Annotated in this window: 19 protein-coding genes; 14 read left to right on the top strand and 5 right to left on the bottom strand. The window is 59.3% G+C overall.

The features are described 5' to 3' along the window. Window positions 1-10: 10 nt before the first annotated feature. The 3 genes from BW974_RS02325 (at window position 11) to mce (ending at window position 3456) form a co-directional block, all read left to right on the top strand. Window positions 11-1693, top strand: coding sequence for an acyl-CoA mutase large subunit family protein (locus BW974_RS02325; RefSeq protein WP_076427634.1), 1683 nt, complete (start codon window positions 11-13; stop codon window positions 1691-1693). Between the two features lie 72 nt (window positions 1694-1765). Continuing rightward, the gene (locus tag BW974_RS02320; protein ID WP_076427632.1) at window positions 1766-3007 is read left to right on the top strand and encodes a WD40/YVTN/BNR-like repeat-containing protein; all 1242 of its coding nucleotides are present in this window, start codon (window positions 1766-1768) and stop codon (window positions 3005-3007) included. A gap of 65 nt (window positions 3008-3072) precedes the next feature. Continuing rightward, entirely contained in the window at window positions 3073-3456 is a 384-nt protein-coding gene (gene mce, locus BW974_RS02315; RefSeq protein ID WP_076427630.1) for a methylmalonyl-CoA epimerase, read from the top strand. On the opposite strand, the gene BW974_RS02310 is transcribed toward mce, so the two are convergent. Together BW974_RS02310 and BW974_RS02305 are read right to left on the bottom strand one after the other, a co-directional pair. Next, window positions 3453-4034, bottom strand: a complete 582-nt coding sequence (locus BW974_RS02310; protein ID WP_076427628.1) for an NUDIX hydrolase — start codon at window positions 4032-4034, stop codon at window positions 3453-3455. The genes mce and BW974_RS02310 overlap by 4 nt on opposite strands. 162 nt (window positions 4035-4196) lie before the next feature. After that, window positions 4197-6113, bottom strand: coding sequence for a beta-CASP ribonuclease aCPSF1 (locus BW974_RS02305; protein ID WP_076427626.1), 1917 nt, complete (start codon window positions 6111-6113; stop codon window positions 4197-4199). A 367-nt stretch (window positions 6114-6480) separates the two neighbouring features. Here BW974_RS02305 and BW974_RS02300 point away from each other — a divergent pair, with 367 nt between their 5' ends. Then, window positions 6481-6957 carry a DUF7984 family protein gene (locus BW974_RS02300; protein WP_076427624.1) on the top strand — a complete coding sequence of 159 codons (477 nt, stop codon included), beginning with the start codon at window positions 6481-6483 and terminating at the stop codon, window positions 6955-6957. 15 nt (window positions 6958-6972) lie between these two features. On the opposite strand, the gene BW974_RS02295 is transcribed toward BW974_RS02300, so the two are convergent. After that, complete coding sequence (locus BW974_RS02295) at window positions 6973-7371, bottom strand: DUF7994 family protein (protein WP_076427622.1); 399 nt, start codon at window positions 7369-7371, stop codon at window positions 6973-6975. A 102-nt stretch (window positions 7372-7473) separates the two neighbouring features. Between BW974_RS02295 and BW974_RS02290 the strand changes: the two genes are divergently transcribed. The 8 genes from BW974_RS02290 to BW974_RS25300 all read left to right on the top strand — a co-directional run bounded on the left by BW974_RS02290 (window position 7474) and on the right by BW974_RS25300 (window position 18661). Further along, window positions 7474-7935, top strand: coding sequence for an 8-oxo-dGTP diphosphatase (locus BW974_RS02290; protein ID WP_076427620.1), 462 nt, complete (start codon window positions 7474-7476; stop codon window positions 7933-7935). A gap of 224 nt (window positions 7936-8159) precedes the next feature. Then, a complete protein-coding gene (gene proS / locus BW974_RS02285) occupies window positions 8160-9614 on the top strand; it encodes a proline--tRNA ligase (protein WP_076427618.1) in 1455 nt (484 codons plus the stop codon). Window positions 9615-9799: 185 nt separating this feature from the next. Further along, a complete protein-coding gene (locus BW974_RS02280; protein WP_076427616.1) occupies window positions 9800-10489 on the top strand; it encodes a metallophosphoesterase family protein in 690 nt (229 codons plus the stop codon). Window positions 10490-10510: 21 nt separating this feature from the next. Then, window positions 10511-12697 (top strand): polyphosphate kinase 1, encoded by a 2187-nt coding sequence (gene ppk1 / locus BW974_RS02275; protein WP_084186177.1) that lies wholly within the window; start codon window positions 10511-10513, stop codon window positions 12695-12697. Between the two features lie 213 nt (window positions 12698-12910). Further along, window positions 12911-13411 (top strand): Lrp/AsnC family transcriptional regulator, encoded by a 501-nt coding sequence (locus BW974_RS02270; RefSeq protein ID WP_076427614.1) that lies wholly within the window; start codon window positions 12911-12913, stop codon window positions 13409-13411. Between the two features lie 229 nt (window positions 13412-13640). Continuing rightward, window positions 13641-18164, top strand: a complete 4524-nt coding sequence (gene gltB, locus BW974_RS02265; protein WP_245799876.1) for a glutamate synthase large subunit — start codon at window positions 13641-13643, stop codon at window positions 18162-18164. A 145-nt stretch (window positions 18165-18309) separates the two neighbouring features. Then, a complete protein-coding gene (locus tag BW974_RS25305) occupies window positions 18310-18480 on the top strand; it encodes a hypothetical protein (RefSeq protein WP_175609611.1) in 171 nt (56 codons plus the stop codon). A gap of 19 nt (window positions 18481-18499) precedes the next feature. Next, window positions 18500-18661, top strand: a complete 162-nt coding sequence (locus tag BW974_RS25300; RefSeq protein WP_175609610.1) for a hypothetical protein — start codon at window positions 18500-18502, stop codon at window positions 18659-18661. Between the two features lie 158 nt (window positions 18662-18819). On the opposite strand, the gene BW974_RS02260 is transcribed toward BW974_RS25300, so the two are convergent. Continuing rightward, the gene (locus BW974_RS02260; protein WP_076427611.1) at window positions 18820-19554 is read right to left on the bottom strand and encodes a GNAT family N-acetyltransferase; all 735 of its coding nucleotides are present in this window, start codon (window positions 19552-19554) and stop codon (window positions 18820-18822) included. Between the two features lie 133 nt (window positions 19555-19687). On the opposite strand from BW974_RS02260, the gene BW974_RS02255 reads away from it, so the two are divergent. Continuing rightward, window positions 19688-20677 (top strand): NAD-dependent epimerase/dehydratase family protein, encoded by a 990-nt coding sequence (locus tag BW974_RS02255; protein ID WP_076427609.1) that lies wholly within the window; start codon window positions 19688-19690, stop codon window positions 20675-20677. An 87-nt stretch (window positions 20678-20764) separates the two neighbouring features. Further along, the gene (locus BW974_RS24525; RefSeq protein ID WP_139328805.1) at window positions 20765-21106 is read left to right on the top strand and encodes a hypothetical protein; all 342 of its coding nucleotides are present in this window, start codon (window positions 20765-20767) and stop codon (window positions 21104-21106) included. On the opposite strand, the gene BW974_RS02250 is transcribed toward BW974_RS24525, so the two are convergent. After that, window positions 21096-21296: a hypothetical protein gene (locus tag BW974_RS02250; protein WP_076427607.1), complete on the bottom strand. Its 201-nt coding sequence runs from the start codon at window positions 21294-21296 to the stop codon at window positions 21096-21098. The two genes, BW974_RS24525 and BW974_RS02250, sit on opposite strands and share 11 nt — an antisense overlap. Window positions 21297-21309: the final 13 nt, after the last annotated feature.

Below are 21309 nucleotides of genomic sequence, written 5' to 3'. Positions count from 1 at the left end.
TGTCAAGACAATGTTCGACGCGGACGACCTCGAAGAAATCCGCCGGGGGAAAGACGACTGGGAAGAAGAGACGCTCTCCCCGACGCTCGACCGATTCGGGGAGCGACAGGAGGAGTTCACGACCGATACGGACGGGCAGTCGGTAGACCGCCTCTACACGCCGAACGACGTAGCCGGGACGGACTACGACGACGACCTCGGTTACCCGGGCGAAGACCCCTACACGCGCGGAGTGTACCCCACGATGTACCGCGGGCGACTGTGGACGATGCGCCAGTACGCCGGGTTCGGGACGGCGGACGAGACCAACGAACGCTATCACTACCTGCTGGACAACGGCCAGAGCGGCCTGTCCATGGCGTTCGACCTGCCGACCCAGATGGGCTACACCTCCGACGACGAAATGTCGGCGGGCGAAGTCGGGAAATCGGGCGTGGCCATCGACACGCTGGCCGACATGGAAACCGTCTTCGACGGGATTCCGCTGGACGAAGTGAGCACGTCGATGACCATCAACGCGCCCGCCTCCGTCCTGCTGGCGATGTACATCGCAGTCGGCGACGAGCAGGGCGTTTCCCGCGAGCAACTCCGGGGAACCATCCAGAACGACCTGCTGAAGGAGTACATCGCACGAAACACGTACATCTACCCGCCGGAGCCGTCGATGCGGGTGATTACGGACATCTTCGAATTCTGTGCGGAAGAGACGCCGAAGTTCAACACCATCTCGATTTCGGGCTATCACGTTCGCGAGGCGGGCGCGACGGCGGCACAGGAACTCGCATTCACGCTCGGCGACGGCATCGCCTACGTCGAGGCCGCACTCGACGCCGGACTGGACGTGGACGAGTTCGCGCCACAACTCTCCTTCTTCTTCAACGCGCACAACAACATTCTGGAGGAGGTTGCCAAATTCCGCGCGGCCCGGCGAATGTGGGCGACCATCATGGAAGAGCGATTCGGCGCGGAGAACCCGAAATCGAAACAGCTCAAGTTCCACACGCAGACCGCAGGTTCCACCCTGACCGCCCAGCAAATCGACAACAACGTCGTTCGGGTGGCGTATCAGGCCCTCGCCGCGGTTCTCGGCGGCACCCAGAGTCTTCACACGAACGGGAAGGACGAGGCGCTCGCGCTTCCGACCGAAAAGAGCGTGCGAACCGCGCTCCGAACTCAGCAAATCCTCGCCCACGAGAGCGGAGCGGCGGACACCATCGACCCTCTCGCGGGGAGTTACTACGTCGAAGCACTCACGGACGATTTGGAGGAAGAAGCGTTCGACCTGCTCGACACCATCGACGAGAAGGGCGGGATGCCCTCGGCAATCGAGAGTCAGTGGGTACAGCGCCAGATTCAGGACGTGGCATACGATCGCCAGCAGGAAGTCGAGGCAGGCGAGCGAACCATCGTCGGCGTCAACGAGTTCGAAGTTGATGAGGAACCCGAAATGGACATCCAAGAGGTTACGGAAGAAGACGAACGCCGCCAAATCGAGAGCCTGAACGAAGTTCGAGAAGAGCGCGACGACGAGGAAGTCGAGGAGACACTCGCCGCTCTCCGCGAGGCCGCAGAGGGCGACGACAACCTGATGCCGTACATCATCGACGCGGTGAAAGCCTACGCCACGGTCGGCGAAATCTGTAACATCCTTCGAGACGTGTTCGGCGAGTACCGCCCCGGAACCGCGGTCTGAGGTTGCGACTGCTCTCCGGACTCGTTTCTCCCGGCGAAAAGCCTCTCCCGTCTCCAGTGTGACGGTTAGGTAATGACCGCTCTCTCCCCCTCCCGCCACGGATTCGTTCCGTTCTATCGGCGGTACACGAAAACGTGGATACACGCGCTGGCGACGGCGGGATTGACCGCGTTCGGAATGCTCACTTTCGTCCATCGCGGTTTCGCCATCGTCGCGGTTGCTGTCTACGTTCTCCCGCCAATCGTCCTCTATTTCCGCGGGACAGACGTGCAACCCGTAGAATCGAGTTCCGATGAGAGTGCGAATCAGGCCGCGTCTGGCGATGCAACCGACGCGGAAAGTTCGCACGAACCGACCAAAGCGACCGAAGCGAGTGAGTCAGCCGAATCGACAGAACCGACAGAATCGAATCACGCGAAAAAGCCACAGTGGACGACAGCCGAAACGCCCACCGAAGACACGCTGTTCGACGCCGTCGTCACAAAAAGCGGTGCCTACGCCGTCGGCGAGGATGGCGTCGTTCTCGCGTGCGGCGAAACGACCGATTCTGAGTGGCAGGTTCGCCTCTCGGACGGGCCGGGTGCAGACGGACGAACACTCCGCGGCGCAGACACGACGGAAGGCGGGGAGAGCGTCTGGTTCGCTGGCGACGGCGGCTCCCTCGGACGTCTCGATACGGAGATGGGCCGACACGTAGATTACTCTGCCCCCTCGGGAATCACCGACAACTGGACTGACATTGCTGTTTCGGGAACGAGCGACAGCACGACGATACTGCTCGTCAACGGCTCGGGGCAGGTGCTCCGCGGCAAGTATCGGGACGGCGACCTCGCGTGGGACGACCCGACCAAACCCGGAAGCGGGTCGAGTCTCTGCGCGGTAACGCTCGTCGATGGGTCGGTCGGCTACTGCTGTGACACGAACGACTCTGTGTTCGAAACGACGGATGGCGGAGAATCGTTTCGGAAGATCGGCGTCGATGGCGTGGACGGGACGTTTACTGCTATTTCAGCGACTGCGCAGGGTGACTGTGCGGTGACTACCGACGATGGTGTCCTGCACCGCTACGCCGATGGAAACTGGACGCCGGAGCGACTGGGCGAGGGGGAACTTCGAGCGCTTGCGCTGGGTCGAGATTTCTCCGTCGTCTGTGGCGAAGGCGGAATCATCTACGAGCGCGCAGGTGAGGATTCGACGACCGACTGGGAACGAATTGTGACCAGTGCGGATGAACTCAGAGGAGCCGCAGTCAGTTCCAATCGCGGGGTTGCCGTCGGGGATGGCGGTTCGATGGTCGAACGTGACCGGCCGTAATTGGGGGAGGAACCAATCGAGGGCGGAGTCACCGCTGTTATATTTCCCCCGGGTGAGTTTCGACCATGCACGTAGATCATCTCGGCATCGCAACCGACGACGCGGGTGAACTGGCGGAACTGTACGCCGACCTCTTCGACGCACCAATCGCCCACGAAGAGGAGTTTGACGGCCTGCGGGTCATTTTCCTCGAACTTGGCGACAGCTACTTCGAACTGCTGGAACCCATCGAAGAGGGAACCATCTCCCGCTATCTGGACAGTCGCGGGTCGGGAATCCACCACGTCGCGCTCGAAACCGACGACGTTGAGGGCGCGCTCGAAACCGCTCGTGGGCACGGCGTCGAGTTGATTGACGACGAACCGCGACCCGGCGCGTGGGGTCACGACGTTGCCTTTTTACATCCAAAATCGACGGGCGGCGTGCTCATCGAGTTCGTGGAACACTAAAACCAGTCTTCTGCGCGCAGTTCGTTCGCCGGCATCATCCGTTCAGGCGGTTCCGCAAACCACGCCGCACCGTTCAGTTCGCCGCCCTGAATCGCAACCGTGCCGCCTCGATACTCGGCGTCGAAAAAGACGTACAGGAGGTGAATTCGCTGGTCGTGATTTCCTTCGGAGATAACTGTCGCCTTTCGAAGTAAAAACGGTTCCGTGAGCGAACAGCGAACGTTGGTCTCTTCTTTTACTTCCCGAATCGCGGTTTCTTCGAACGTCTCACCGTCTTCCCGTCCGCCACCGGCCAGCCCCCATGCATTCATCCCGCGGCCGAGAGCCATCAGCACCCGCGGATGGTCGTCGCTGGCGCTCTCCGGCATCGAGTCGGTCAGCGACGGTGCGTTTTCCTGATTCCGAACGACCCACGCGTAGGCACCACCGAGATAGCCGTCCCGAGCGGAACCGAGAAGTTCCTCGAACGCTTGGGGCGAACGCTCCCACCTTTTGTCTTCAATTGGTACGTCTCCGTACTCGTTTTGGAGTCGCTCCATCCGGTCTTCGATTTCTGTGTGATTTACTTCGGTGGACATAGGTTCCATTCGAACAACACAAAACAGATAAGTTAACCGAAATTAACTCGCTTGACTCTCTTGTGACTTCCTACAAAAGACGGATTGAAGCAGTGGAAACGGCCTCCCTCTTCATAGATATGAAACAGGCGAGCGAGGCGCGTCAGCGCCGAGCGAGCGCGCTCACTTGAAGCGGAACGTTTCCAAATTCTTCGGCGCGAAGGTTCGGATGTTGAACTCGTGGTAGAGCGACGAAGAGAGGTCTTGGGTCGAACTCTCGTCACCGTGAACACAGAGCACCTTCTCGGGACGCGGGTTCATCGTTTTGACGAAGTTCATCAGTCCGGCACGGTCTGCGTGGCCGGAGAACCCGTCCACCGTCTCTACGTCCATTTTCAGGCTGAGCGTCTTGCTCCGATTGCCGCGTCCGTTGAGCGGAATCTCGTCCCATCCGGTCTGGATGCGTCGTCCGAGCGTTCCCTGCGCCTGATAGCCGACGAAGACCATCGTGTTGTCCGGGTCGCCGCCGAGGTGTTCGAGCCACGACATGATTGGGCCACCGGTGACCATCCCTGAAGTCGAGAGGATGATGGCCGGGTCGCCGTCGGCGACGTCCTGTCGTTCGTCCTCGCCGCCGTCGATGTGGTTGAACTGCGGCGCGAGGAACGGATTCTCGTCGTCGTGGAAGATTCTATCCCTGAGGTCGTCACGAAGGTATTCGGGGTACGTAGTGTGGATAGCCGTCGCTTCCCAAATCATCCCGTCGAGGTGAACCGGCATAGTCGGAATGTCGCCGTTTCGCATCGCCTCTTCGATGACGAGCATCATCTCCTGTGAGCGACCCACGGCGAATGCTGGGATGACGACTTTGCCACCCTTGTCATACGTTTCGTTGATGACCTCTTTGAGTCGCTCCTCCGAGTCGGCTTGGTCGGTCTGGTAGTCGTTTCGACCGCCGTAGGTGGATTCGAGAACCAGCGTTTCAACGCGTGGGAAGTCGTTGACTGCGCCGTTGAACAGGCGGGTGTCCTCGTAGTGAATGTCGCCCGAGAATGCGACGTTGTAGAGGCCGTCGCCGATGTGGAAGTGAGAGACGGAAGAACCGAGGATGTGCCCTGCGTTGTGGAACGTGAGTTTCACGTCGGGCGCGATGTCGGTTACGTCGCCGTATTCGAGCGGAATGGTGTGTTTGATCGCTTCTCGTACCATCTCGCTCTCGTATGGTGGGACGCGGCCTTCCTTCGCGGCCACGTCGAGGTAGTCCAGTTGGAGCAGTCCCATCAAATCCCTGCTCGGTTCCGTCGTGTAAATCGGGCCGTCGTAACCGTATTTGAACAGCAACGGAACGAGCGCGCTGTGGTCTAAGTGAGCGTGGGTCAGCACCACTGCGTCGATTGTGCTCGCGCCCGCGCCGAGCGCCTCCTCCACTTGGAGGTACGGCACGTCCTCGGAACCGGGTTTGTCGCCGCAGTCGATGAGAATCCGGGTTTCCGGTGTTGCGAGGATGAAACTCGCGCGACCGACTTCGCGGCAACAGCCGAGTGTGGTGATGCGAACCCACTCTTCGTTGCTCATCTCCTCACGGTGAATCTGCCGACCGACCTTTTCTAAAATATCGCGTCTGTCTTCGCGTTCCTGTTTCAAGAAGTTCCGAACGTTCGACACCGTCGAAGATTCGATTGGCGGCGTGCGAACGACTTCCGGCGTCCAGCCGACTTCCTGCGTAATCTGTCGGAGCGTACTCCCGTGCTTGCCGATAACCATTCCGGGCTTTTCGGCTTCGATGACGACTTCCCCGGTATCGACGTGGAAATCGAGGTCGGTAACGCCCGCTTCGTCCGGAATGACTTCGAGGATGTCCTTTCGCGCCCTATCCGGCCGCGAGAGGACATCTGGGTCGGGACGAACCGTGATTCGCTTTCGAAGTTGACTCGCCAGTTTTCGAATCAGGTCGCCGTTCTGCGCGAACTTCTTTGGGTCGCGCGTGTAGACGACGAGTTCCGGGCCTTCGTATTTGACGTCAGACACCGAAATGTCGCTCGGCAGTTCGCTCGTAATCGTTGCTTTGAGGTCTTCGAGTTGTTGCTCTACTTTACTCATGGTGAAAACAGTCTGCTTCGTCCGTCGAGAGAGCAAATGCTGGTTGTCCGATGTCTCGAATGATGTCGCAAATGGTGTGTTCGAACACCGTAATCACTACGACTTAGACAGCACAGCATAGATTGTCTCGCTTATTTTTTGCGGGATTGTAATGTCGCGCACTGATGCGCATAGTGTGGTCCCGGCCTCCGAAAGCCAACTGCTCATGGGGGACACAGGAAAACCCGCTTATCACATAGTAAATCGCGAGGTTATAAAAGCCTTCTCAATATTCGCGAACTCGTCACATCACCGCCATAGCAGTCCGCTCGAAGGAAAATTACACATCCGACGGTACAACTAAACCGGTTCTCGACAAGATGTGCTCATGCATCTCTCCCCCTCCCGCGTCGCCGCCGAACACGAATGGGTGCGCGACCGAACCGAAGTCGTTGCGCTCATCAACCGCGTCCGCGCCGAACTCGGTGACGCCTTCGAGACGACAGTTGCAGAAATCACGGAATCGGAGTACCGAACCGAAGTGGACGCCGTGTTCGCCGACGGCGACCTCGCGGTGAACGTCGCCGGACTGGTCGCCATTCTTCGCGAGTTGGACGTGGACGGCGACTACCCCGGATTCGTCGTTGACGAACTCCTCGGCCGGGAACTCGCCGGAATGATTGCGGGCAATCAACCGCTTCGACTGCTCGGCGAGGCGACCTTCCACTACACGGACGTACTGCACCACGAGGACGACAAGGCGGCAGGGGTGGACGATTTGGAGGCCGCACTCGCCGCCGGATTTCAGACGCGACTGCCGGGGTGGAAGTGGACGGAATCGGAAAGTCCGTTTTCGGTGGAGTGAGTTACACAAACGGAATCAGGCGTCGAGGTCAATGTTGAAGTGACGCCCGTCGCGCGCGATGTCGAACCCAATGAATCCAATCGAGAGCGCGCCGATGACCGTGATGGCGACCCACCCAATTCCGTCGAAGGCGGGAACGTTGGCGAACAGGTACGACGACGCGAGACAGAGGTAGCCAACGCCCGCCAGTCGGTGTGGCTCGACGTTCCACGGAAGGTCAACGGTCGCACCGATGAGAAGTAGACCGCCGAGGACGCCGAGAGCGACCTGTACGAACCGACTCGGGTCGGTTAGCACGTCGAAGCCAAAGACGAACAGTAAGGCGAGATTGAGGAGGAGGATGAACACTCCGAGCACTCTGAGTCCTCGGCGACCCATTCCGCCGGTCGGTGCCGAGATGGTCGGCGCTTTCATACGTATTTGTTGCCAGACTAACCATAAAAATCTTGTCTCAAAGCTGCGTGCACCGTCACCAACATCGGAACGCTGATACGAAATACACGGAAGCATATCGATATGCAACCCGCGACACTCTGCTATCCTATCCGGAACGAGCGCGTCCTGCTCATCCGCAAGAAACGCGGCCTCGGCGAGGGGAAATACGTCGGGCCCGGTGGGAAGATTGAGGATGGAGAAACACCCCAAGAAACGGTCATTCGGGAGGTCGAAGAGGAGATTCACGTGACGGTGGCCGCCCCGACCAAAGTCGGCGAGTTCGAGTTCGTGTTCGGAAACGAGCCGAAGATGTTCGTCCACGTCTTCCGCGCCGAGGAGTTTTCTGGGGTGCCACAGGAGACGCCGGAAGCCGACCCGCGATGGTTCGACTTCAAAAACGTCCCCTACGACGAGATGTGGGAGGACGACCGCCTTTGGATGCCGCACCTCTTTTCCGGCGTGACGTTTTCAGGTTGTTTCCAATTCGATTCCGAGGGCGAACAGATGGTGGAGCACGAGTTGGTGACCGGCGTGGACTTTTGAGGGTTTTCGTCGTTGTTCACCGTTTACCACTTTGGCGCTAGCTATTTCCGACTCCAATCAAACCGCGCCACATTCTCACCCAGCCGACTTCTTCGCTCTTGTGTCGCTCAGTCGTCCCTCGCGCGTTACTCGCGCGCCATTGACGATTGACCGGTCGAAAACCGCGAAGAATCGACGAGCGACGAACACCGCGGGTTTATTATTCTCGTGGCTGACCTCCGAGTATGAGCAACGACCAGGAACTCGGTATCACCGAGTCGAAATCCCACAGCCCCGGCGACTGGTACGCCGAAGTGGTTCTGAAGGCAGGACTCGCGGATTACGCCCCCATGGGCGGATTCATCGTCACGCGTCCACGCGGCTACGCCCTCTGGGAGGGCCTGCAAAATCATCTCGATTCGTGGTTCAAAGACACAGGCGCACAGAACGCCTACTTCCCCGCGCTCATCCCCGAAAGCTATCTCGAACGGGAAAGCGACATCGTGGAAGGCTTCGACCCGGAAGTTGCGTGGGTCACCCACGGCGGGCACGACGAACTGGAAGAGCGACTCGCCTTCCGTCCGACGAGCGAGAGCATCATCACGCCGTTCATGAGCCAGTGGGTGCGAAGCCACCGCGACCTACCCCTGCGACTCAACCAGTGGTGTAGCGTGATTCGGTGGGAAGCGACCGACACGAAGCCGTTCTTCCGAACCAAGGAGTTCCTCTGGCAGGAGGGCCACACCGCTCACGAAACCGAGGACGAGGCGTGGGACGAGACGATGACTCGCCTCTCGCAGTACGAACGACTGTACGAGGACGTGCTGGGCATTCCGGTCATGCGCGGCCGAAAACCGGAACACGACAAGTTCCCCGGCGCGCACACGACGACCACTGTCGAGGCACTGATGCCCGACGGAAAATCGGTACAGGGTGGCACGAGCCACTATCTCGGGCAGGGCTTCGCGGAGGCCTACGACCTCTTTTTCACCGACGAGAACGAGGACGAGCGCCCGGCACATACGACTTCGTGGGGCCTCTCGTGGCGTGCAATCGGCGCGCTCATCATGACTCACAGCGACGAACAGGGATTCGTCTGCCCACCCGAACTCGCCCCCGAACAGGTCGTCATCGTTCCGATTTGGCAGGAGGAGAACCGCGAAGAGGTTCTTTCCTACGCCGAGGGCATCGCGAACGACCTCGAAGCCGAGGGCGTTCGCGTCGAACTGGACGACCGCGACGAGCGCAACCCTGGTTTCAAATTCAATGAGTGGGAACTGAAAGGCGTCCCCGTCAGATTCGAAATCGGCCCGCACGAGGTCGAAGACGACGAAATCACCGTCGTCCATCGACCCGACGGCGAATCGGTCGTGGAAGACCGCGCCGGAATCGCCGACGCGATGGAAGACCACTTCGATGTCGTGTACGACAAGATGTACGAGGCGGCGGCAGATACCCTCGAAAACAACGTCCGCGAGGCGGATTCGCGCGATGAAATCCTCGGTACCATTGGCCAGCACGGCGGCTACGTGAAAGCGCCGTGGTGTGGCGACGAAGCGTGTGAAGAGGAAATCAAGGAGCCGATTTCGGCGGAAATCGTGATGGTACCCCTCGACCGCGACGAGGAACCGTGCGGCGACGAGTGTGCGATGTGTGGCGACGAGGCCGAGGAGACGGCGTACTTCGCCAAATCGTACTAAGCCGAATTTCTTCTTTTACCGTGTCACACCGAAGTGAATAGCTGTGTGCCGATATTTCGGATATGTTCGTCTCTATATCACTCACCTGCAATACTGACAGAAATTATAAATATTTTATAGCACTCCCCGACTTTCCTGCACCAACGAAGCCGCGTATCCCGCGATAGACGGCTTCAGGACGAACAATGGATTCGAATCCGACATTTGCCGATGGGGTGTCACACCGACGCATCGACGCTGACGAGTGGGAGGACATCTACGTCGTCGGCGACGTTCACGGCTGTTTGACCGAACTCGAATCGCTTCTCGAAACGCTCGCCGTGAGCGACGACGACCTCGTGGTGTTCGTCGGCGACCTGATTCGAAAAGGGCCGGACAGCCTCGGTGTCCTCGAACTGGTGCAGGCCAATGACAACCTTCTCTCGGTTCGAGGGAACAACGAAGAAAAATTGCTCCGCGGAGACGCTGTCCTTTGCGATTTCGGCCCAGCAGAACGAGAGTATGTGGCGTCCCTCCCGGTTGCGATTTCGTGGAAGAACACACTCGTCGTTCACGGCGGTGTTGACCCCCGGAAACCACTATCAGAGCACTCGGTTGACGACCTCCAGACGACGCGCTCCCTGCAACCGGAGGGAAGCTACGACCGTCCGTTCTGGTTCGAGCAGTACGACGAATCTCGTCGGGTGTTCTTCGGTCACACGGTACTCGACCATCCCGTCGAACGGAAGTCAGCAGTCGGTCTGGACACCGGCTGTGTCTACGGCGGAGCGTTGACTGCCTACGACTATCGACGGGACGAGTTCGTGGTTCAGCCCTCGTTCGGCACGGGAAAGGAACGAAGCGACGATTCCATCGTGACGCCCCACTCCTCGTGAGTTCGCCCTTCCAAAGGAACCATGTCAGAGCACGATTTGCCAACAGACGACGAGCATAGCGAGAGTCAACAGGAACGCGACGACGAGAAGCGAACTGCGAACAACGAGAAGCGAACTGCGGACAACGAGAAGGAAACGAAGCCGAAACCCGAGGTTGACCTCTCCGACCCGGAGTACTATCTCAACCGGGAACTCAGCCAACTGGAGTTTCAAAAACGGGTGCTGCACGAGGCACTCGACGAGCGAAATCCGCTGTTGGAACGCGTAAAGTTCCTCTCCATCTTCACGACGAACATGGACGAGTTCTTCCGCAAGCGCGTCGGGGGCCTGAAACAGCAGATGGCCGCGAACGTGACCGAGCGGACGCCGGACGGCAGAACTCCGACCGAACAGTGGGACGCGATTCTCGACACCGCCCGCGAGATGTTCGACCAGCAGTCGGCGTGTTACCACGACGTGATTCACGATGCGCTCGCCGATGCTGGTATTCACATCGTCTCGTACGACGACTGCTCTCCATCGGAACAGCAGGAGCTACGGGAATACTTTCAAGGTTCCATTTTGCCGACGCTTACGCCACTCACGTTCGACCCGGCCCATCCGTTTCCGTTCATTTCCAACCTGAGTCTGTCGCTCGCGGTGTTGACGCGGGAAAACGAGGACGAAGAGCCAACTTTCTCGCGGGTGAAGATTCCTGGCAATCGGCCACGACTGATACAGGTCGAAGACGATTCGACCTTCGTTCTGCTGGAGGACGTCGTCGCGGCAAACCTCGACTTGCTCTTTCCGAACACCGAGATAGTCGATTGTTCGACGTTCCGAGTCACCCGGAACGCGGAAGTCGGGAAAAACGAGGAGGTCGCAGAAGATCTCATCGACATGATAGAGGAAGTGCTTCGCGAGCGTCGGTTCGCCACGGTCGTCCGCCTCGAAGTCGAGGCGGACATGCCCGAGACGGTTCGAAACCTGCTGATTGAACAACTCGGTATCGAGGAGCGGGAGGTGTTCGAGCGACGGGCACCGCTCGATTTCCGCGATTTCATGGATTTAGTCAAGTTGGACTCCCCCGAGTTGAAACTCGATTCGTGGACGCCACAACCGCATCCGCGGTTGACATCGACCGAAGACCACGACATGTTCGAGGAAATTCGTTCACAGGACGCACTCGTCCACCTTCCCTACCACTCCTTCGACGGAACCGTCCAGCAGTTCCTCGACCAAGCCGCAACCGACCCGGACGTGCTGGCGATTAAGCTCTCGCTCTACCGAACCGCGAGCGACTCGAAAGTCGTCCAGAGCCTCATCGAAGCGGCGCGAAACGGCAAGCAGGTCGCCGTGATGGTCGAACTGAAAGCGCGATTCGACGAGCAGAACAACTTGGATTGGGGCAAGCGCCTCGAAGAGGAGGGGATTCACGTCGCCTATGGAACTATCGGCTACAAAACACACAGCAAGACGGCACTCGTCGTCCGCGAAGAGGACGACGGCGTTCGTCTGTACTCGCACATCGCAACCGGAAACTACCACTCCGAAACCGCGAAAACGTACACCGACCTCGGCCTGCTCACCGCAGATCGGGAAATCGGGCAGGATTTGACCGAACTGTTCAACTTCTTCACCGGCCACACGCACCACGAGGAGTACCGAAAACTCCTCATCGCGCCCGGAAACATGCGCGAGCGGTTCACGGAAATGATTCGCACGGAAGCGGAACTCGCTCGCGAGGGAAGAGACGCGAAAATCGTCGCGAAGATGAACGCGCTCGAAGACCCGAAAATGGTCGAAGAACTGTACCGGGCGTCGATGGCTGGCGTCGAAGTCGACCTCATCATACGCGACATCTGCCGACTTCGCCCCGGATTGGAGGGCATAAGCGAAACCGTGACCGTCTACAGCATCGTCGGTCGGTTTCTCGAACATTCGCGTATCTACTACTTCGAAAACGACGGCGACCCACGATATTTCATCGGCTCCGCAGATTGGATGACGCGTAACTTGGACGAGCGCGTCGAAACGGTTGCTCCGGTCACCAGTCCGGAACTACAGTCGGAACTTCGAACGATTTTGGACGTGATGCGGGACGACAACCGGAAGTGTTGGGAGATGAACGCCGACGGGAGCTACCAGCAACGGACACCCGGTGACGAGGACTGTCGGAACACGCATCACGTTCTCATGGAACGTACTCAGCATTTGATTGACGAATAGTCGAACGAGAGTCCGAATCGTCCGACGCCAGTGCTTCCGATAGAATTGAAAAATAAAGATATAAGCCATTCTGTGTATAATTTTCAAACGTATTTGTGGGACAGTTTCGAACAATCTGTTGCTCCGACAGATGTTGAAATCTATAGAGTCCAAATTTATCCAAGCCACGAATTCTTAGCAAAGTTTTAGAAACCCGACTACGATTGGTTAGATATGGCCGACGTCAATCTCGACGAAAAGGACTTCAAAATCCTTCGCTGGCTCGACCGGGAGGGTGACATCGATGTGGACGAGGTAAGCGACGAACTCGGAATCAGCACCTCGACCGTCTACTACCGACTCGACAAGTATCGAAAACAAGGCATTCTTTCGGGAACCGTCTCGAAATTGGACGCCAAAAAGCTCGGACTCGAACTCACCGCGATAACGCAGATCCGAAGCGATTACGGACCGGGATACGAGGAAATCGGCGACGACCTTCGGGACATTTCCGGCGTCCAGACCGTTTACTTCATGTTGGGGGACAAGTCGTTCACCATAATCGCTCATCTGCGCGACCACGACCACCTACAGGAGTACATCGACAACATCATCCACACCGAGGGAGTCGAACATTCCTCGACGCAGGTCGTGTTGGAGACGTTCAAGGACGAATCGAGGCTGTTGATAAATTACGACGACGACGATTTGCAGGAACTCATCGAAGGCGAGTAACGAAGACAGCTATCAGTGCGTGGAACGAACGATATAGAGTGGCCGTTCGTTCGCATTTTTCGTTGATTCGAGAATATACGTTGGATAGCACTCTATTTGAGTCAGTAATATCGAATTATACTCGTAGGAATGCGTTATTCGACCACAATATAAGGCCCATATATTGACAATGATGTACCCTTAGTCTTTCAGGGGAACCCTCTTATGCGTCTTTGCCATGCGGTCGCATATGACGACGCACCTCGCCGACCCAACCGACCAACGGTCGAACTGTGGTGTCGGGGTTGTTCAGAACCTCGACGCCGACGCCAGTGCCGACCACGAAACCGTCTCCGACGGGCTTTCGCTCCTCGCAAACCTCGAACACCGCGGGACGACGGGTGCGGAACCGAACACCGGGGACGGGGCCGGAATCCTCGTCCAGCGACCGGACGATTTTTTCGCGTCGGAACTCGACCGCGAACTCCCCGAATCCTACGCAGTCGGCCAGTTGTTCCTGCCGCAAAACGACGACGCGCGCCACGCGCTCGAAGAACAGGTCGAAACCGTCCTCGAATCGGAAGGGCTGTCCGTGTTCCACTGGCGTGCGGTTCCCACCGACAACGGCGACCTCGGCAAAACCGCGCTCGATTCGGAACCCGCCGTGGTGCAGTGTTTCGTGGAACCGGCTACCGACGAATCGCAGGCGGCGTTCGACCGTACCCTCTACGTTGCTCGGCGCGTTCTCGAACGGGAAATCGGGAGTCCGAAAACCGACGACGGCGAACGATTCTACGTCTGCTCGCTCGACCGCAAAACGCTCGTCTACAAGGGGCTGCTGACAGGCGAACAACTTTCTGCCTACTACCCCGACCTCTCCGACGACCGATTCAAATCGTCCGTCGCGATGGTTCACGCGCGATTCTCGACCAACACGCTCGGTGCGTGGCACCTCGCGCATCCGTACCGAAGAACCATCCACAACGGTGAAATCAACACCATCCAAGGCAACGTCAACTGGATGGCCGCCCGCGAAACCGACCTCGTAAGCGAGCGATTCGGGGGGGATATCTCACAAATCACGCCCGTTACTCGGGCCGACCAGAGCGATACGGCCAGCCTCGACAACGTCCTCGAACTACTCCTGCAGGATGGCCGAAGCCTGCCACACGCCCTCAGAATGCTCGTTCCCGAGGCATGGCGGTCGAGAACCGAGGGTGACCGACAGGCGTGGTACGACTTCCATGCTTCGCTGGTCGAACCGTGGGATGGCCCCGCGCTCGTCGCCGCGACCGACGGGGAGCGCGTCGGCGCGGTGCTCGACCGAAACGGACTGCGACCGTGTCGCTACGACGTGACTGAAGACGGCCGCCTCATCATGGCCAGCGAAGCGGGCGCGCTGGACACGCCAGAATCGAAAATCGTCGAACGCGGCAGACTCCAACCCGGACAGTTGTTCCTCGCCGACCCGGAGGCTGGCGGCGTCGTCTCCGACGAGGAGGTCTTCGAAGATCTGACCGACGAAAAGTACGGCGAGTGGGTCGAAAAAGAGCAAATCCGACTGGCAGACGCCGGTTTCGCGGAAGCCGACTCTACGGAGTCGGCTTCCGCCGATTTAGGGGAGGACACCACCGCACCGCTTCGCGCACAACAGGCGGTCTGGGGATACACCGACGACGAACTGACCGAACTCATCGAACCGATGGCGCGACAGGGGAAAGACCCGGTCGGGTCGATGGGCGACGACACGCCGCTTTCGGTGCTGTCCGATTTCGACCGGCCGCTGTTCTCGTACTTCAAGCAGTTGTTCGCGCAGGTGACGAATCCGCCGATAGATTACATCCGCGAGGAACTGGTGACGAGTCTGGAAACCCGACTCGGTCGCCAGCGAAACCTCCTCGGGGAGTCGCCGGGCCACGCCCGGCAACTCGTTCTCGATTCGCCCGTGTTGACCGATTCGGAACTGTCGGCGGTGACGGAAACCGACCTCGAAACGGAAGTAGTTGACATCACGTTCGACTCCGAAGGCGACCTCCAATCGGCCATCGAGCGCGTGCGTACAGAAGCAGAAGGCGCGGTCGAGTCGGGTGCGGAAATCGTCGTCCTCTCGGACCGCGAAACCGGCGAAAACCGGGTTCCGATTCCGTCGCTGCTGGCGACTGGCGGGGTTCACCACCATCTCGTCCGCGAGGGACTGCGAACCCGAACCGGCCTCGTGGTCGAATCCGGCGACCCACGAACGGTTCACCATCTCGCGACGCTCGTGGGCTACGGCGCGGGCGCGGTCAACCCGTACCTCGCCTACGAGACTATCGCGGAGTTGGTGGCAGGGCCGGAAGGTGCGGACGAATCCGAAGCCATCGATGCTTACGTCTCCGCGCTGGAAACCGGCCTGCTGAAGACGATGGCGAAGATGGGAATCTCCACTGTCGAGAGCTACCGCGGTGCCCAGATTTTCGAAGCCGTCGGCCTGAACGGCGATGTCGTGGACGAATACTTCACGGGAACCGAAAACCGTACCGAGGGAATCGGCATCGAGGAAATCGAGGCCGACATGCTCGAACGCCACGAGACGGCGTTCGAAGGAGACGACGACGCGAAACTCACCCGACAAGGCGAGTACGAACATCGCTCGAACGGGATTCACCACCAGTGGAATCCCAAGAGCGTCGGCGCGCTTCAGCGCGCCGTCAGGCAGGGGGACGAAGCGGAGTACGAAACATTCGCCACCGAAATCAACGACCAGAGCGAACGACTCCAGACGCTTCGCGGCTTGCTCGATTTCGACACAGATGAACGTGAGTCGATTCCAATCGAGGAAGTCGAACCCGTCTCGAAAATCGTGGAGCGATTTTCGACCGCCGCGATGAGTCTCGGGTCGCTGTCCCCCGAAGCGCACGAAAACAACGCGATTGCGATGAACCGAATCGGCGGGAAGTCGAACACAGGCGAAGGCGGCGAACCGCCGGAGCGGTTCGACACGGAACGCGAATGTTCAATCAAGCAGGTCGCAAGCGGTCGGTTCGGCGTGACGAGCAGGTACCTCCAGTCCGCCGACGAACTGCAAATAAAGATGGCACAGGGGTCGAAACCCGGCGAGGGCGGCCACCTCCCCGGCGGCAAGGTGAACGAAGCGATAGCGCACGTTCGCCACGCCACGCCCGGCGTCGGCCTCATCTCGCCCCCACCACAGCACGACATCTACAGCATCGAGGATTTGAAACAGCTAATCTACGACCTGAAGACGGCCAGCGGCGGGTCGGACATCAACGTGAAATTGGTGTCTGAAGCCGGAATCGGAACGATTGCCGCAGGGGTCGCCAAAGCGAATGCCGACGTGGTTCACATTTCCGGGCACTCCGGTGGAACCGGCGCGAGTCCGCGAACGTCAATCAAAAACGCCGGACTGCCGTGGGAACTCGGACTGGCCGAGGCGAACCAGATGCTTCGCCAGACGGGCCTTCGCTCCCGCATCAAAGTCACCGTCGATGGCGGGATGAAAACGGGCCGCGACGTTGCCGTCGCGGCCCTGCTGGGTGCAGAGGAGTTCTCCTTCGGAACCGCCAGTCTCGTCACCAGTGGCTGTGTGATGGCCCGGCAGTGTCACAAGAACACCTGCCCGGTCGGCATCGCCACGCAGGACGAAGACCTCCGCGCGCGCTTCCCTGGCGAACCCGACCACGTAATCAACTACATGACGTTCATCGCCGCGGAACTGCGCGAAATCATGGCCGAACTCGGCGTGAGAACAGTCGGGGAGATGGTCGGGCGCGTCGAACTGCTCCAGCAACGCGAAACGACCCATCCGAAAGCCCGCCGTCTCGACCTTGCTTCCGTGCTTGCCGAACCGGTCGATGGCGGCGAGGACGACGACAACCGAACGAAGACCCGAGAGCAAGACCACGAACTGGACGACCACATAGACCACATCCTGTTGACCGCCGCCCAACCCGCAATCGAGGGCGACGATTCGGTCGAAATCGAAGGTACGATTTCGAATCAAGACCGGGCGGTCGGCGCGATGCTCTCCGGCCGAGTGTCGGCGATTCACGGCGAATCCGGTCTGCCAGACGGAACGATTACATGCAGATTCGAAGGAACCGCTGGGCAGAGTTTCGGCGCGTTCGCTCAATCCGGCGTCGATTTGTTCCTGACCGGGGCCGCGAACGACTACCTGGGCAAGGGACTTTCCGGCGGTCGAATCGCCGTGCAAACCCCTGACGATGCCGGATACGACGCCGAAAACGTCGTCGTCGGAAACGTCGCCCTCTACGGTGCGACGGAGGGCGAAGCCTACGTCAACGGCGTCGCTGGCGAGCGATTCGGCGTCCGCAACAGCGGCGCGAAAGCCGTCGTCGAAGGCGTCGGCGACCATGGCTGTGAGTACATGACCGGCGGCGTCGTGGCGGTGCTGGGCGATGTCGGCGAGAACTTCGCCGCCGGGATGACGGGCGGCGTGGCCTACGTGCACGAGGGAAGCAACCTTTCGAACCGGGTCAACGGCGGCACGGTGTCGCTTTCGACCGAACTGGAAGCCTGCGACGAGGCAGTGCTTCGTCGCTTGGTCGAAAATCACGCCACGGCGACCGACAGCGAGGCGGCGCGGGAATTGCTCGAAGAATGGGAGTCTGCGAAAGAGAACTTCGTGAAGGTCATGCCCGACGCCTACCAGCAGGCCATCGAGGCCGGGCAGGAAGACGTTCGAACGACACCGCCCAGTGCGGTTCCGACGCCCGGAGGGTCGTCGCGGGTGGAAGTCGTTTCGGACGACTAATCACCGATTTTGTATCGGGGGCGATTTGTTTCCAAGATGACCGTCTTCACGGAGCAGTAACTGGCATTACCCTCGGCTGAGACGACTGTTCTATCGGTGAACGAAGGTGGTCGTTTTAGTCATCGTCGGTCTACTTCGTTCGAGTATGACCAGACCAACGCGACGCGATTTTGTGAGTGCTATCGGACTCTTTGGTCTTACCGGAACGACTGCCGCCGCTGGCGCGCAACAGGGTGACGACGGACGAAATCTCATCGTCCTCGGTGGTGAGACAGAGGGTTGGCTTGGTCGTTCACCCCCCCGATATTCGCGGTGAAAGAAATCCCACTATTGAGATGCGAGCAGGCGACCGCTACGAACTAGTGTGGATTAATCGTGACGGGCGAGAGCACGAACTCATTATCGCGGACGAGGCCGGTGAGGACCTCGTCGAAACGCGGGAGGCCGAACGAACCGGGGCCGCCGTTCGAACGACGTTTCGGGCGACGAACGGATGACCGAGTACTACTGTTTCTACCATCCTCAATCCATGCGGGGGGCTGTCGAAATCATGGGGTGACGACTGCTATGACTACTGGATTGACTCGAATCTCGTCAATTCGGTCGGGATTGAACCAAGTTGAGACGGAATCGAGCGATTCCTACGAAACCGCGCTTAGAGATACGCCGCGTCCCACCGCGCCGCCTTCCGCTTGTTGTCGCAGCCGTTGCACTGGATCCGTTCCATGCTGTCCATCGAGTTGTCGAACGATTCGCAGTTCGAACAGAAGTAGCCGTAGCGGTTTTCGGCGTCTTCGTCGGTGAAAACGGCGAAGAACGGCGCTTTCGACCCGCGACTGCTCTCGGCGCGATTGATGTATAGCGTTTCCCCCTCGTACTCTCTAGGCTCCAGTACCACTTGCTCGGTTTCAGCGTACACGTTCTCGGTGTACGTCTGGTCGCCGATTTCTGCGGTGCGTTCGCTAACCTTCGTAAAGCCGTGGTCTTCGTAGAACTGATTTCCTTCCTCGTTGTCGGCGAGCACTAACCCTATCTGGGACTCGACGCCTTTCTCCCTAAGTTCCTCCTGCGTTCTGCCGAAGAGTGCCGTTCCGACGCCCTCTCCACGGTAGTCTGGGTGGACGTGCAACCAGAGGATGTTCCCCTCGGGCACGTCGGGGAGCATATCGCTCTGAGAGAACCCGACTACGTCGCCGCCTTCGAGCGCGACGAGGAACAGCATGCCGCGACTCTGAAACTCGGTTTCGAGAGTTTCGTCGGAGTACCACTCCGAAACCGCGTGTTCGATTGCCTCTTCGTCCACAAAATGCGAGTAGGAGGCTGAAAGCGATCGCTCGGCAACGTCTTGCATTCCGGCGATGTCCTCCGTTCTGGCTTCGCGTACCTGCATACTTGGACTACTGTGGCATGAGAGATAAACATTCTACCGGCCAGCGCAATTTCTTCGTCGGTGAATCCGTGATGATAACCACAGTTCACCGCCTTCGGTAGCGTTTTGCGCCACCACTCGAAACCTCCCCGGCATGGATAGCGCACTCGTCATCGGCGGCACCCGATTCATCGGGCGCCACCTCGTGAACGATTTGCTCGACAACGACTACGACGTGACGATTTTCAACCGTGGCAACCACGACAACCCCTTCTCGGACACCGAGGGCGTCACCCACTTCGAAGGCGACCGAACGAACGATTCCGCGCTCGATGCGGCCAAGGCGGAAGTTTCCCCGGACATCGTCATCGACTGCGTAGCCTACAAACCCCGTGAGGTTCGCGCGGCGACGGAGATCTTCGCGGATGTCGATGGCTACGTCTACATCTCCAGTGGAAGCGCCTACGGCGAGGAAGTCATCCCCAAGCGCGAAAATGAAACCGAACTGTGTGACTGCACGCCCGAGCAGGCCACCGACGACTCCCATGACTCCTACGGCCCGCGGAAAGCGGAGGGCGACCGCGCCATCTTCGAGGCCGCCGAACGCGGCGTGAACGCGATGAGTCTCCGGCCTTGCATCGTCTACGGCCCGCACGACTACACCGAGCGCCTCGATTTTTGGCTCGACCGGGTGAACCACTACGACCGACTGCTCGTGCCGGGCGACGGCCAGAATCTCTGGCACCGCGCCTACGTGGAGGACGTGGCCAGCGCCCTGCGAATCGTGGCCGAGGAGGGCGAACCGGGCGAGTCGTACAACGTCGGCGACGAGCAACTCGTCACGATGGACGAGATGCTGGGGTGTATCGCGGACGCCTTCGAAACCGACGTGGAACTCGTCCACGCCAGCGACCGCGAACTCTCGACCGGCGGCCTCTCGGTGGACGACTACATCCTCTACCGGGAGTACCCGCACATCCTCGATACGAACAAACTCGCACGCCTCGGCTGGGAATCGACGCCCGTGGAAGAGGCCATGGAACGGACGGTTGCGGAACATCTGGAGAGTGAACGGGATGGCAGTGAGTACGACCCCGGTCGTGAGAACGAGGAGAAGGTTCTGGGCGTTCTGGATACGATATAAGCGACGAGACGTGATTTTGGTTTGATTGGCTCAAAACAGATTTTTTGGTTATTTTTCATTCTTTGTCCTAATCGAGTTGGGATAGATTTGCCGTTAGCAACTGCCGATTCCAATGAAACCGCATCCGCCCACACGCCTCCCCAACCGACGCTTGCACTCACTTCGTTCGCGCAAGCGTCCCTCGCGCGGGCGAACCTGTCGGTTCGCCTTCGCGCGCCATCTGACAAAATCGTAGTTCGTGAATTGTCACAAACCACAGTGGCGCGTGCGTCGGCAGACCCGAGGAGAACGTGGTTTCGCAGAAACCGCGACTGCGAGCGGTGCAACCGCGAGCAACCGCCGAGGGTCTGCCCGAGTTTGCGCGAGGGACGACTGAACGAAGTGAAGGAGTCGGTTGGGGAGGGTGTGGCGGACGAGGTCACACCGTGACCTCGATTTCGAGCGGCGGAGCCGCGAGCGCGGGGCGGTTGCGGTTTGATTGGAGTCGTGATTTGCTGACGACATCCATCGAAGATTTGAGAGTGTGCAGTCCGACTTTCGCCGTTGCGATTGAGATGCGTCCAAAAACGTCCGTTCCTGCATCCGCGTCTACGTTCCACGAGAGAGTAAACTGTTTCACAGTCCCATCACGA

The sequence above is a fragment of the Haladaptatus litoreus genome (assembly GCF_900156425.1).
In the GTDB taxonomy this organism is placed as follows: Archaea; Halobacteriota; Halobacteria; order Halobacteriales; family Haladaptataceae; genus Haladaptatus; species Haladaptatus litoreus.
This window is presented reverse-complemented; position numbering and strand designations above follow the sequence as displayed.